Origin of the sequence: Methanocella arvoryzae MRE50 (genome assembly GCF_000063445.1) — an archaeon.
Lineage (GTDB): Archaea > Halobacteriota > Methanocellia > Methanocellales > Methanocellaceae > Methanocella_A > Methanocella_A arvoryzae.
The window spans coordinates 1,063,053-1,076,502 of sequence record NC_009464.1; the positions used below are offsets into that span (position 1 = coordinate 1,063,053).

14 protein-coding genes are annotated in these 13,450 nt (G+C 57.1%); 10 read left to right on the plus strand and 4 right to left on the minus strand.

The annotated features are described in order from the left end of the window. Positions 1-2 precede the first annotated feature (2 nt). The 4 genes from RCI_RS05480 (at position 3) to RCI_RS05495 (ending at position 3,231) form a co-directional block, all read left to right on the plus strand. A complete protein-coding gene (locus RCI_RS05480) occupies positions 3-362 on the plus strand; it encodes a PIN domain-containing protein (protein WP_231844979.1) in 360 nt (119 codons plus the stop codon). A 45-nt stretch (positions 363-407) separates the two neighbouring features. Next, positions 408-992: a DNA-directed RNA polymerase gene (locus RCI_RS05485; protein WP_012035404.1), complete on the plus strand. Its 585-nt coding sequence runs from the start codon at positions 408-410 to the stop codon at positions 990-992. A gap of 81 nt (positions 993-1,073) precedes the next feature. Further along, complete coding sequence (locus RCI_RS05490; protein ID WP_012035405.1) at positions 1,074-1,616, plus strand: hypothetical protein; 543 nt, start codon at positions 1,074-1,076, stop codon at positions 1,614-1,616. A gap of 766 nt (positions 1,617-2,382) precedes the next feature. Next, a complete protein-coding gene (locus RCI_RS05495) occupies positions 2,383-3,231 on the plus strand; it encodes an MBL fold metallo-hydrolase (protein WP_012035407.1) in 849 nt (282 codons plus the stop codon). Between the two features lie 33 nt (positions 3,232-3,264). Here the strand turns inward: RCI_RS05495 and RCI_RS05500 are convergent, their stop codons facing one another. The 4 genes from RCI_RS05500 to RCI_RS05515 form a co-directional block, all read right to left on the minus strand. Continuing rightward, positions 3,265-4,560, minus strand: a complete 1,296-nt coding sequence (locus tag RCI_RS05500) for an MEDS domain-containing protein (protein WP_012035408.1) — start codon at positions 4,558-4,560, stop codon at positions 3,265-3,267. Positions 4,561-4,678: 118 nt separating this feature from the next. After that, the gene (locus RCI_RS05505) at positions 4,679-5,440 is read right to left on the minus strand and encodes an acyl-CoA dehydratase activase (RefSeq protein ID WP_012035409.1); all 762 of its coding nucleotides are present in this window, start codon (positions 5,438-5,440) and stop codon (positions 4,679-4,681) included. After that, positions 5,437-6,600: a double-cubane-cluster-containing anaerobic reductase gene (locus tag RCI_RS05510; protein ID WP_012035410.1), complete on the minus strand. Its 1,164-nt coding sequence runs from the start codon at positions 6,598-6,600 to the stop codon at positions 5,437-5,439. The genes RCI_RS05505 and RCI_RS05510 overlap by 4 nt, the downstream gene beginning before the upstream one ends. A gap of 108 nt (positions 6,601-6,708) precedes the next feature. After that, entirely contained in the window at positions 6,709-7,113 is a 405-nt protein-coding gene (locus RCI_RS05515) for a cupin domain-containing protein (protein ID WP_048198101.1), read from the minus strand. Between the two features lie 40 nt (positions 7,114-7,153). On the opposite strand from RCI_RS05515, the gene RCI_RS05520 reads away from it, so the two are divergent. From RCI_RS05520 to cfbB, 6 genes are all read left to right on the plus strand, one after another. Then, the gene (locus tag RCI_RS05520) at positions 7,154-8,014 is read left to right on the plus strand and encodes an MBL fold metallo-hydrolase (RefSeq protein WP_048198103.1); all 861 of its coding nucleotides are present in this window, start codon (positions 7,154-7,156) and stop codon (positions 8,012-8,014) included. Positions 8,015-8,241: 227 nt separating this feature from the next. After that, a complete protein-coding gene (cfbA, locus tag RCI_RS05525) occupies positions 8,242-8,643 on the plus strand; it encodes a sirohydrochlorin nickelochelatase (RefSeq protein WP_012035413.1) in 402 nt (133 codons plus the stop codon). Between the two features lie 19 nt (positions 8,644-8,662). Then, positions 8,663-9,937 carry a coenzyme F430 synthase gene (cfbE, locus tag RCI_RS05530; RefSeq protein ID WP_012035414.1) on the plus strand — a complete coding sequence of 425 codons (1,275 nt, stop codon included), beginning with the start codon at positions 8,663-8,665 and terminating at the stop codon, positions 9,935-9,937. Positions 9,938-9,943: 6 nt separating this feature from the next. After that, positions 9,944-11,038: a Ni-sirohydrochlorin a,c-diamide reductive cyclase catalytic subunit gene (cfbD, locus tag RCI_RS05535; protein ID WP_012035415.1), complete on the plus strand. Its 1,095-nt coding sequence runs from the start codon at positions 9,944-9,946 to the stop codon at positions 11,036-11,038. Beyond that, positions 11,035-11,859 (plus strand): Ni-sirohydrochlorin a,c-diamide reductive cyclase ATP-dependent reductase subunit, encoded by an 825-nt coding sequence (gene cfbC, locus RCI_RS05540; RefSeq protein ID WP_048198105.1) that lies wholly within the window; start codon positions 11,035-11,037, stop codon positions 11,857-11,859. Before cfbD ends, cfbC begins: the two co-directional genes overlap by 4 nt. Further along, positions 11,856-13,250 carry a Ni-sirohydrochlorin a,c-diamide synthase gene (gene cfbB / locus RCI_RS05545; RefSeq protein WP_012035417.1) on the plus strand — a complete coding sequence of 465 codons (1,395 nt, stop codon included), beginning with the start codon at positions 11,856-11,858 and terminating at the stop codon, positions 13,248-13,250. Before cfbC ends, cfbB begins: the two co-directional genes overlap by 4 nt. The last annotated feature ends 200 nt before the right edge of the window (positions 13,251-13,450 follow it).

Sequence of the window (13,450 nt, forward strand, 5' to 3'; positions counted from 1 at the left end):
AGGTGCTGATCGACACCAACGGGCTCATGGTCCCCGGACAGCACGGCATCGACGTGTTCGACGAGCTGCGCCGGCTGGGCTACGACGAGTTCCTGGTGCCGTCGGCCGTGAAAGAGGAAGTTGAAGCGCTGAAGCAAAAGGTCAGAGGAAAAGATCGCCTGGCGCTTTCGATCGCATCCGGCCTCCTGGACCGGTGCTCCGTCATCGAGGCGCCCGGCAGCGCTGACGACGTCCTGATCGCGCTCGGGAAGCGCCTGGAGGCCCCCGTATTCACCAATGACGTGATCCTCCGCAAGCGCCTGAAAGCAGAAGGCGTGAGAAGTATCTTCATGCGATCCCGGCACAAGCTGGAAATGGACTAACTAGATCGTTATCATCAGTAATTATCACATGGATGGGATTATAGTATGTACAGAAAGGTTAGACTCGTTGACATCATCAGGATACCGCCCCAGAGGCTGGAAGAAGACCTGGAGAAAGTAATCTCCGAGACCCTTCGCGAAAAACTGGAAGGCCGCATAGACAAGACGCTCGGATCGATCGTGGCAGTCACCGACGTCGTGGAGATCGGCGAAGGCCACATTCTCGTAGGCGACGGCGCCGTCTACTACGAGGTCACCTTCGACGCCATCGCGTACAAGCCGGAACAGCAGGAGATCATCGAAGGCTCTGTCGTAGAAATCGTGGCCTTCGGCGCCTTCATAGCGGTCGGGCCAGTGGACTGCCTGGTCCACGTCAGCCAGATCGCCGACGAGTTCATGACTTACGACGAGAAGAACGCCCGCCTCACCAGCAGGGAAACCAACAGGTCCCTCAACGAGGGCGACCACGTCAGGGCCAGGATCGTCACCGTGAGCCTGAACGAGCACGACCCCAGGGAGAGCAAGATCGGGCTGACGATGCGTCAGCCAGCTTTAGGGAGACTCGAGTGGATCGAAGAAGAGCTGAAGAAGAAGGGCGGCCGCTCAGAGAAAGCCGAAGCAAAAGCCTAGATCAGCTTTTGATCTCATAGCCTTGAAAACGATAACACCAGCAGAGTTTCCGGCCTCGCCCGGAAACCCTCAAATCTTTTTATGATACTGCTCGCGGCCATTGCCAGCAGCCGACAACGGATCATGTCCGCTTGCGATGATCTCAAGGCACGCTATCCACTGCTGACCAGAAGAGCGATCGTAGCAGGAGTCCCCATACCAGCGCCGATCCAGTGGATTGACCGTAACTTTTTCAAAGGCCAGCTCAACGCCTACGCTATGTGCCTCAACCACTGGCTGCCGTTCCTGCCCGTGCCGGTCATCCTGATCAACGCCGGCTGGCTCGACGATCACAGCCAGCTCAAGGACAGGTACCTGAATGACGTATCTATCAGCTACCACCCCGACTGCGGCTGTCCCATAAAATACATTATCTGCCACGAGTTCGCTCACTTCATCTACGTCAACATGAGCGCCAAAAGCCGACGGCAGTGGGAACAGGGCTACGAGCACGCTCAGCCATCCGGCTACTCTTTCAACCCCGAGGAGAGCTTCTGCGAAGCCTTCGCTGGCCACGTCGCCGGCCTGACCGGCAAGTACTACGACGAGGCTCCACGGTTTGCCGCTGATTATGGACAGGAGTAAAGCAAAACAAGAAACCAATCAAACGCCAGGACGCCAGGAGTCAGGTGATGATCGGAGCCTTGATCAGGTATAAGTGATGAAAAATTGGCAATTCTCAGTTTCTCCGCTTGTAAAGCCGCCAGGCTCGCCAAGAGTCCAAGCACTCATCCCATGATAACTGGTTTTTCAAGTTAAGCCGATGAAAACCTCTGGAGGTTGGGGAGTTCCCGGGAGTTCTGAGAGGATTTTCAAGCTGGGAGGTCAGAGAGGGTCAGAGGTCGGAGAAGAGGCCCGGGAGTGTGGAAAGGTCCGTGAGGATTTTTTAAGTTAATTCTCTCTGACCTCGGGGTACTCACATAACCTCCTCTCTGACCTCCATGACCTCCCTGACCTCCCAGCTTGAACGTTCTCTCTGAACTCCATGAACCTCTCCGACCTCCCCTCCGACCTCTCAACACCTCCCGGACCCAGATTTTTCATGGAACGCCAAGCAATAATTAGTGATCGGCATGGTTCCGGTCGAAAATGTTCCTGGCGTTCCATGAAAAATTTGCTCTTGGCGAGCTTGGCTCCTTGGCGTGCCTGGCGGTATTTTCGATATATACAGTGCCAAATTTCAATTTTTCATAGCCTCTACCTGAATATCCCAGTATTCATAAAGTGAGTGCTTGGCGTCCTGACGTTTGATATGTTTCAGGCATCCGAAATCCACTGCTGTAGAAACTGTATACGATCTACCAATGGCTTTTATAACTAATGCCGTTGACTTTAGCACAAGGGAGTTAGATTGAAGCCGGTACACGTCGCAGGAGAAACGTTTTACATTCCAGGCATCACCAACGTCTGTCTGTATAAGGACTATATTCTGGACCCCAGCAACAACGAGAACGTGGACTGGGACAGCCCGCTGCCGGTTAAAACAGCACTAATTTCTCACTGCCATACCGATCATTTCTGGAATGGGGCAAAGCTCCACGCCAGAGGCGTGAAGATCTATGCTCCGCGCGAGGAGCGTTCCATGATCGAGAATACGGCGGTGAATACTAACGGCAACTTTTGCTGGGCGGTGCCGCCGGAGAGCATGCTGCCGTGGTACTTCCGCAAGATCTGCTGCCCGGTGGACGACACGCTGGATCGCCTCGTCTCCCCGATCAAGGTGGTGCCGCTGCCCGGCCACTCCCAGTGGCAATGCGGCTTCCTGACACCGGATGGCGTGTTCTACGTGGCGGACTCCATGGTGACGAAGAAAGTCTGGGACACCAAGCACATAGTATATTATACCAGCGTTCCGGACGCCCGAAAATCCCTGGAGACGATCATCAGGTCGAAAGCCGAATTCGTGCTCCCGTCCCACGGCGTCCTGCTGAACAGGGATCAGGCCGTGGAGCTGGCGGAAGTGAACCTGAAAGGCATAGACATGCTCGAAGAGGCGGTGATCGCCATTCTCGGTAGAGAAGAGAGGACTGTCGAGGAGATGGTCAGCCTCGTCGGGCGGAAATTAGGTATAAGGGACGACTTCTCCATGCACATCGTCTGCGAGACCACGGTCCGGTCGATGCTGTACATGCTCAACCGCCGCAAAGAGGCCGACTACGAGCTCCGCGGGCATAAAGTGTACTGGAAAGCCAGACCTTAATCAGATAACCGCTGTGCAGGAGGAGGGAAAGGCTCAGTCTGCCGCAGGCAGCAGGACTACGAACCTGGCGCCCTGGCCAGAGTTGCCGGGCACCCGGTCTTCGACCCACACTCTGCCCCGGTACTGCTCTACCAGCGATTTTACCAGGTACAGCCCGAGGCCGCTTCCCCCGGCGGTAGTCTGGCCCCGGGAATACCGGAAGAAGAGCCGGTCTTTGACGCTGTCCGGGATGCCAGGACCGTTGTCCTCGACTGCCACCTTATAGAAGATCTCATCATTCTCGCAGAGCCTCGTTGCCGTGATTTTTACATCGACGTCGCCGGGGCTGTGCTTGGCTGCGTTGGACAGGAGGTTGGAAAAGACATCTTTGAGGAGCTCGTTGGCTAAGACACGCCCGCCATTGCATGCGATCTGAACAGATACGCGCTTTCCGGCGTGGGTCAGGCATGCGTCTTTCGCGTCTCCCAGGATTTGCCTCAGATCGACTGGCCTGACGGGGTGGTCTCCGGCCCTGGCCTTCTGCAGCACCCTCACGTTTTCGATGAGCCGGGAGCTGCGTTTAAACGAGTTCATCGCGCTTTCCAGCAGGGCTTTAGCCTGGCCGTCTTCGACTGAGTCAAGGGCGAGCTCAAGGTAACCCAGGCCTGTCTGGTTATAGTTGTTGATGTCGTGGGCCATCAGGTCGAGGTAAAGCTCGGCGTGAGCCTTGGACTCCAGCAGCGATTTTTTCGTCTCTTTCAGCTCACTGTTCTCAATGATCTTCCACTCGCCGTCGCACTTGGTTATCGCGAACTGATGGGTGCTGACTACGTCGATGATCTCATTGGCGCTGCACCGGTCGAGACAATAGGAGCAGAGCACCAGGAAATTGCGGCCGTCGATGGCCCCGTTTATCGCGCTTTCGTACTCAATGAAATCTTTCCAGATGGGCTTGTCAAGCCAGAAGGTATTGCCCGTGACCCGGATTCCTTCGAAGCCCCGGTCCTGCGCCTGTCGGAGCTTCTTTTCCCAGCCGTCAAGGACACGCTTTTGATCAAAGACCCCGTCGATGACGTACCACTGAGAATAGGGCACGATCTCGACCTGGCCTCTCTGCAGGTACTCGTCGAAACGGGGCATTGCGGCTCTCATGAGGCGTTCCATCTCTACGGCATCCACCGGGTCGGCGGTGACACACATGCAGAACTCGTTATTTTTCAGGCCCGCATCGAAGTATGCTATGATAATGTCGACCAGGTCTTTGCCGGTCTTGTAAAACATGCAGAAGTGGGTTCCCCAGGGTACATTTCCAATGATATCGATGCCTGAATCGCGCAGTTTAGTATGCATAGTAACCCCGCTTCTTGAACTAACCCTACTTCTTTATCGCTGATAATATAAATAAGTTAGACTTAACGCCGTGAATTTGACGGGACGAAGTAAATAGTTTTGAAAAGACTACGCCAGCTCACTTTGCCGCCAGTAGTGCGGCTCCCATGGCTCCCGTGATCTGCGGCTCCGGAGGCACGAACAATTCCATACCCAGCTCTTTTTCTAAAGCTGCCCTGATGCCTGAATTCTTCGCTACCCCTCCAACAAGGGCAATATGACCATCAAGGCCCTTCTGCTTCGCCATCACCGCTACCCTTCTGGATATGCTCTCGACGAGCCCCGCCGCGATGTCCTTCTTTGGGTAGCCCCTGGCCCTCAGAGATATTACTTCTGATTCGGCGAAAACGGTGCACATACTGTTGATGCTGGCCGGGCCTGTCGAAGACAGCGCAACCTGGCCGAGATCCTCTACAGAAAGCTCAAGCGCCCTGGCCGTGTGCTCCAGGAACTTGCCCGTGCCTGCCGCACAGCGGTCGTTCATGAGGAAGTCGACGACCTTACCTGCGTTAACGACTATGATCTTGCTATCCTGGCCGCCGATGTCGATGATACCCCGTACCTCGGGATACAGGTGAGCTACTCCTCTGGCATGGGCGGTGATCTCGCTGATCTTTTTGGTCGCGAAGGCAACGTTGTCCCGGCCGTACCCGGTGGCTCCGATGGCACCGACGGCAGCTCTGTCTGTCCCGGTTTCCCGGAGCAGGTCGTCGTAGATCTGCGCCGCTGCCGCCGAGAAATCAAACCCGGTGGGCCGGACGATGCTGCCCGCCACCCTGCCATCGACAAGCAGTACGGCTTTGATGGTCGCTGCACCCGCGTCGATTCCGGCGGTTATCACGCTAACATCTCCAGGAAGGCGTCGATTCGGACTCGCAACTGCTCGACGTCTGAAGCCGAGTAGTCCGTCTCGATCGCCAGCATGGGAATCCCGGCTTCCCGCAGCGCCTGCTGTACTTTGAACTTCTCTACGTTGTAGCCGTGGCAGGACTGCAGGGAATAATGTACGACTCCGTCTACGCCATACTCCTTCGCAAGGGACAGGATGCGCTCGACTCGCCGGTCGTTGGGCGTCATGCAGGAGCAGGGTATCTGGAGGTACCGCTCCGCCAGCGCCTCCATAGGCGGCTTGCTCTCGTCAACAAGACTGTCGAAAGCCCTCGTACCCGTGCAGCTTTCCTCGACGACGATGACCGCGCCCCGCTCCTCGATGAGGCGGGGCACCTTGACGTTGCCTGCCGACATGGGGCAGCCGGAGATCATAATCCGCGGGCCGGAATGATCGACAGTACGCCCCTCCAGCTCGTCACACAGCCGGGCTACGCCCGCTTTCAGCTGCTGCGGGGACAGGAATAGCTGCCGCTGTGTCACCTGTAGCACCTCGAGGCCGGTGATGGGCGGCCGGGCCGCTTTCCGGTAAGCGAACAGGCGCTGCATCAGCTTCCGGAGTTCGTTCCCGGCCCGGATCTCCTCCTGCAGCCGATCGTCAGTGATCCTGTTACAGGTCAGCTGCTCCATGTACTCACGGAAAGCTTCGAGCTCCGAGAGGTAATACCGGAGAGCTGCAGGGGTATCGGGCTTCTGGGGCAGGTCGATCATGTAAGTCGGGATAAACTGCCGCATCAGCTCAAACATTTTCTTCTTGCCATCGCAGGTCGATTCCCCGACGACCGCATCTACGGCGCCGAAGTGAGGGCATGCTTCGCCTTTGCCGGTACATCCTCCCACGATAGAGCCGAAAGAGGACTTGATCAGCGGACAGATATTTCGAGGCAGGTACTGCTCGCCAAGAGGAATAGTATCTTCTCTGCCCCCGCAGAGGACAACCCTGTCGGCGCCTGCGGCGAAGATGATCTCGTCCGGGACGAACAGGCAAAAGGTGCCCACTACTTTTTTACCCGCCTTTCTCTGCGCCAGCAGATCATCTACCCTCATCCGGTACGCTTGCCTGAAAAAGTCGAGGCTCTTCGGGGGATTAACGGAATCTGCTGGTGTCGGCATATTACCAGAAAGACGGGGGCTGATCGTTTATATCGTTTTTCTTGGCCAGAGTGGTATATGGCTCGCGAACGTAGACGAACGCTGCGCTGTCACAGGGAGCCTGAGCAATCAGAGATCCATGAGCCCCGTGTCTTCATGCATGTAAGGCGGCGCGCAGATGCACAAAATTCGAACCCCGCCTTCCCCTGCCTTGATCTTGTGGGGTGTGCCCTGCGGAATCAGTATTGCGTCACCTGTGCGGACGTCGATACGCCTGTTGCCCAGCCACATGATCCCTTCTCCATCCAGCACGTAATAGATCTCCTGGGACTCGTGGTGGACGTGGAGCCGGGTTTCGTTGCCGCTTTCGACGTAGGCTTCCGCGACGCTGACGTCCATGACCGGGTGTTTCAGCGGGTGAAGCAACTCCCAGATTGTAGAGCCGTCCTTAGTAGTGTAAGGCTTGACACGTTCCCGGTTTTGTACCACGTGGCGGCCTGCATCTGGAGAACCTTTAAGGTTGTTGAGCGGCATTAAAAAAATGTATATCGTCAATCGGATATAAAGTGATGCTATGGCAAGCGAGAAGAGTGTGGAACCGGTCAGGGTTGTGGGCAACTCGTACTATCTGCCAGCGACGAGCAACACCGGGCTATTCAAGGATTACGTGATCGACCCGGGGAGCACTGGCTACAAAGAAGTGGCCGGGAAGGAGATCAATAATGTCCTTATCACCCACGGCCACAACGACCACTTCCGCCACGCCTGCGAGTTCAGGGAGCGGGGAGCGAGGGTCATAGCATCAAGAGACGATGCGCTGCTGGTCCGCTACCCGGAGGTCAACATCCGGGGCCTCTTCAGCTGGGCGAAGCCGCCGATCGAGCTGGTCACGCCGTACTTCCAGGGCAACGCCTGTGAGGTGGACAGGCTGGTCGAGGAGTGGCAGGACCCTGCGATCAGGCCCGTATTCCTCCCCGGCCACACGCTGGGCCAGTACGGGTTCATCACCGAAGACGGAGTATTCTACACAGCCGACGCGTTATACTCCGAAGACCTGTGGTCGAAGTACAAGTTGCCGTACTGCATCGACCCGGACGTCTGCCGCACTTCGCTCCGGAGGATCAAAGAGCAGGACTTCGACTATATAGTGCCGGGCCACGGCAGGCCGCTCACCCGTAGCGAGGCGCTGAAGGCCGCAGACTTCCACCTGAGCCAGCTCGACAAAGTCGACGATGTGGTCCTGGACCTGATCTCCGAGCCGGTTTCCATGGAAGACCTGCTCTCCATGCTGGCGGAGAAGCTGAAGCTCTACCACAGCATGAATAACTATTACATCGCCCTCGTGATGCTGAAAGGGCACATGAGCAGCCTCGTCGGCCGGGGCAAGGCGGGCTACAAGCTCGAAAACTTTACCCTGTACTGGTACAGGATATAAAACTCTTTTTTAATTTTCAGATCCAGTACCCGATCGCTATCGAGCCGGAGCGTTGTCATATTCTTACCGGAGGCTGTCGATATGATAGTCGGCCATCGGTCCTGCCAGTATAAAATTGAATCTGTTTTTCACATTCAGTGTTACGAACGCTAACTTTTTTATACCTTCAAGCTTACCTATCTTGTAAGAACCTGGCGAGCTATCGCTCGCCCAACGGAGTGTTTGTAATGGAAAACCAAAAGTTCGGCCTGCTGGTCGTCGGCCATGGCAGTTCCATGCCCTACAATAAAGAGCTGATCGAAGACATCGCCGCCCGAATCGCAAAGAAGATGCCCGACGCAGTGGTGCGTGTCGGGTTCATGAACATGAACAAGCCGACCATCAAGGAAGGGCTGGACAGCTTCAACGGTACCGGTGTCAGGAAGATCGTCGTGTTCCCGCTGTTCCTCGCAAAGGGCGTCCACATCAAGGAAGACATCCCTAACCTGATCGGGCTGAAAGAGGGCCAGAAGAGGATCACCTACAACGGCTATGATATCGTCTACGCGGACCCCCTGGGCTCCGACGACCTCATCGCCGAGCTGTCCTGCAGAAGAGTAACGCAGGCGTTCGCCGTTTACGAGAGCTGAGGCTCGAAGGTATAGCCGGATGGAACTGAACGCATCCCGCATCGCCATCCTGGACGTGAACCACGGAGGGCTGGTCCTGGCCAGAGAGCTGCAAAGCCTGGGCTACGACACTTTCGCGGTAGACGTTTATGGATCGGGTAAAGAAAGCGAAGATATCAGGATAGTGCAGGCTGACGAAGCCCCGGCTTTCGACATGCTCGTCGCGCCTGTGCACATGGCCCCCTATAAGCTGCTCTACGATGCGGTGCGGCGAGGCATGCCGGTCCTCACCCATCATCGCATGGCGGGCATGCTGATCGAAGCTACCGGACGGCTGAAGGGCGTGAAAAGCGTGGAGGTCACGGGCACGTATGGCAAGACCACTGCCTGTGCGCTGCTGGGAAGAATGCTGCAGGCCAAAGGAGAGCATGTGCTGGTGCACGCCAGCATGGGGCTAACCTTTGATGGCATGCCAGTGGGCGAAAGGCTGAGCATTACGCCGGCGAACATGCTCCGGGCGCTTGATTGCGCCAAAAAAGCGGGCCTGCACCCGACAGCCTGCGTGTTCGAGGTCTCTCTGGGCGGCTGCGGAACCGCAGACGTCGGAATCATCACCACGCTGGACAGGGACTACCCCGTCGCCGGAGGGACAAAACGATCATATATGGCTAAAATGCAGATGATAGAGCACGCCAAACCCCGTAGCACTATCGTCCACCAGGCAACCTACAGGCTGACCGGCGGGCGTGATGAGATCACCTTCGGAGAAGGCGGAGATCTCTTCTACGGGAAAGCCGGGATGATCGAGGGCCCGCTGCTGGAAGGCGAGACCATATATCCAGCATTTGCGCCGGGGCTGGACCTTGAATCGTACGGAGACCCGGCCCTATGCGCTGCGGCTGCCGCCCTCAGTATGGGCACATCACCGGAAGCAGTGTCCGACGCGCTGGCGGGCTTCGACGGCATCCCGGGCAGGATGAAGCGCGGCATCATCCAGGGCAGGGAACTGCTGGACAACTCCTGCTCGGGCCTCTCCATCGACGGAGTACTCAGGGCTCTGGAAAAGAGCGGCGGCCATCCGGGCAGAAAAGTGCTGGTGCTGGGCGAGGAGAAGTATAACGTCTGCGAAGGCCTGGACCCTGCGGAGGCTGCCCGAATTGCCGAAGCCTGGGCCGGAGAAGTCGTGCTGGTGGGCGATCGACTGCTATCGGTCAGCGGAGTGCACGCAGCCAGCCTGAAAGAGGGACTTCGGGAAGCGCTGAGCAGGACTGCGCCCGGAGACATGATCATATCCTGCGTGAAGACATGGAGGTAGACTAAGTTGGAAGACAACCGGATCATTCAGCCGCGGCCCAGCGCCATCGTGGCGGCGCTCTATACTTTAAGGGACCTGGACGTGGACGTGGCAGTGCTGCACGGGCCACCGGGCTGCTGCTTCAAGCACTCGAGGCTGCTGGAAGAGGACGGCATGAGGGTGGTAACCACCGCCATGTGCGACTCGGACTACGTCTTCGGCGCCCACGACGTGCTGGTCAGCGTGCTAAAGAAAGTCTCCGACCGGTTCAGCCCGAAGACGATCGGCATAGTGGGCACCTGCGCCAGCATGATCATCGGGGAGAACTTCCACCGGGCGGTAGAAGACGCGGAGCCGGGCGTACCAGTAGTAGAAGTAGAGATCCATGCCGGCCACGGGGACAACACCACCGGAGCGATAGCCACGCTGGAAGCTGCGCACGCCGCCGGAATCCTCGAAAAGGCGGAACTGGACCGCCAGAAGCAGATGCTGCTGCTGGCCACAGAGCTGGAGAAGAAGGCGGGAGCCGCGAGCAGCGACTACATTGAGCCCTCGAGAGGCGATCTCAAGTACAGGGCTGCAGCGCGCCTGCTGGAGCTGATGCGCGAGGACAAAAAGGGCATCTCCATCCTGAACGCCAAGAAGGAGACGGCATACATGTTCGCCGATGCCAACATGGCTGTAAACGAGGCTGCCCTGAGGCTGGGCGCTCCGGCTCCGGTTACGATCGCTAATCTGGATATGAGGATAGGCCTGCCGAGAATTCGCCGGTACGCCAGCACGATCACGAAGGCTTATGGCGAGAAGGGTTTCTCCATCGACCACATTACCGGCGGCCTGGACGAGTACCCCCTGGCTGGTGACAGGGCAGCGGAGATCATCAAAGAGAAGTACAGCGATTATGACTATGCAGTCATCACCGGCGTCCCCCATGGCGTCCCGTTCGAGGCGCTTCAGGGCATGGAAATCTTCTCGATCACCAACGGCCCCCGCCAGGTGGAGCCGCTGCGGAAAGCCGGGCACCAGCACGTGATGGTGGAGATCGACCTCCACCCGAAGACGCTGGGAGTAGATAATATAGTAGAGTCAGAGTTCGGGGCCACGCTCAGGAGCATGCTATGAGCTTGAAACAGTCTACGAGCCAGAAGCAATTGGCAGTCTATGGCAAGGGCGGCATCGGCAAGTCTACTACGGCTTCGAACATGGCCGCAGCGCTGGGGGAGATGGGGAAGAAAGTCATGCTCATCGGGTGCGATCCCAAGAGTGACTCTTCTATTACTCTGCTCGGCGGCCGCCGCATCCCCACTATTATGGACACGGTCAGGGAGCGGAAGAATAAGATCGATGGTATTAAAGAAGAAGACGTGGTCTTCGAAGGCTTCGGCGGCGTCAGGTGTACCGAAGTGGGCGGCCCCGAGCCCGGCATCGGCTGTGCCGGCAGGGGCATCATTGTTGCTGTCGATGTGCTCATGAAGAATTCGACTTTCATGAAAGAGGCGGATGTCCTGATCTTCGACGTGCCGGGCGACATCGTATGCGGAGGCTTCGCCGTCCCCATCACCAAAAAGATGGTCAGCGAAGCATATATTATTACTTCCGGGGAGTACATGCCCCTGTATGCGGCGAACAACATATGCCGGGGCCTCAACACCCTCAGGACTCCGCTCGGCGGCATCATCTGCAACGAGCGGGAGGCGGCGGACGAAAAAGAGATCGTCGGACGGTTTGCGGACGCGCTGGGCGTGCCGCTGCTGTCATACATTCCCCGCAGCCGGATCGTCCAGCAGTGCGAGCGGGAGGGGAAGACCGTCATAGAGGCAAGCCCTGACTCAGGGACCGCTTCAATTTACAGAGGTCTCGCAGCGAAAGTTTTAATGGAAAAGGATAATAAGGTTCCAGAAGCATTAGAAGACGCATACCTGAGGGAACTGACACTATTATGATAAAAATACCGAGGGTCATCCTGGCCGGCGACAGGAGCAGCGCGGGAAAAACGACCATTTCCGTAGGCATTATGGCGCTGCTCAAAGAGCAGGGGAAGACAGTCCAGCCCTTCAAAGTGGGACTGGACTACATCGATCCCAGCTACCACTCCATGATCACCGGCAAGCAAGGCGGCAACCTTGATGGCTACCTGATGTCGGACAAAGCTATAGCCGAGGCGTTCGTGCACTCCTCGGAAGGGTCTGACATCTCTATAATAGAGGGCGTCAGAGGCCTGTACGAAGGCCTGGAAAGCCTGTCCGACGTGGGCTCTACTGCGCAGATCGCCAAGGTCCTCAAGACACCGGTCATCCTCATCGTCGACGCCCAGAGCATCACCCGGAGCACCGCAGCCATCGTCAAAGGCTACCGGGACTTCGACAGGGGCGTCAACATCAGAGGCGTCATCCTCAACAAGATCGGCAGCGAGCGCCATGCTGAAAAAGCAAGAATGGCCATCGAAAAGTACACCGGCGTAGAAGTGCTGGGCGCCATCCCCCGAAGCAACTCGATGAAGCTGACCATGCGCCACTTAGGCCTGATCCCTGCGCGGGAGGGCGCGTCCAGAGTCGAGGGCTTCGACTCCAAGCTGGAAAAGATCAAGGAGACCATCAGGGATAACCTGAACCTGAAGCGCATCGTCGAAATCGCCGCCGGGGCACCCCCCCTGAGGGAGCCAAAACCGGACATATTTGTCAGGAAAAATCCCGGAGGAGTCCGCATCGGCCTTGCCCTCGACGAGGCATTCAACTTCTACTACAAAGATAATATAGACCTGCTCCAGTGCCGCGGCGCCGAGATTGTCCACTTCAGCCCGGTGAACGACGCCGGGATACCGGAAGTCGACGGACTGATCATCGGGGGAGGCTACCCCGAGGTTTTCGCCGCAGAGCTGGCCCAGAATGAAGCTATGCGGAAGTCTATTTTCGAAGCGTCCAGGCGGGGCATGCCCATCTACGCGGAGTGCGGAGGGCTCATGTACCTTATGAAGAGCCTGGAGACCGAGGACGGTTCCCGCCATGACATGGCAGGCGTGTTCGAAGGCGTCGCCTCGATGAAGCACGTCCGCACCATAGGCTACGTATCGGGCCGCTTCGCGATGGATACGCCCATCGGCCAGGAAGGGGCACTGTTCAAAGGCCACGAGTTCCACCACTCGGTCATCACCGACCTGGCCTCGAACGCGAGGTTCGCATGCAGGCTGGACAGGGGCACGGGAATCCACAACGGCCTCGACGGCATCATGTCAGACAACACCCTCGCCACCTACACCCACTTACACGCAGCATCGTACGTGCCATTCTCGGGCAAGTTCGTAGAATCGTGCGCTGTCTACCATGAAAAGGGATAACGAAGACTTTTTTCGCGGGGGCCAGAAGTAGCGCTCGTACCGTAATAAGCTCTTTTACCCCCGCTGGTCATGCGTTTTTACCATTAACGCCAGTACAGGGACACAAAAAGTTATAATGTATAATAACTAAGGTAATGCAAGTATAGCTACAGGAAATATAACAAAGTATATATCAAAGAATTTTTGAATATTAACGGTAG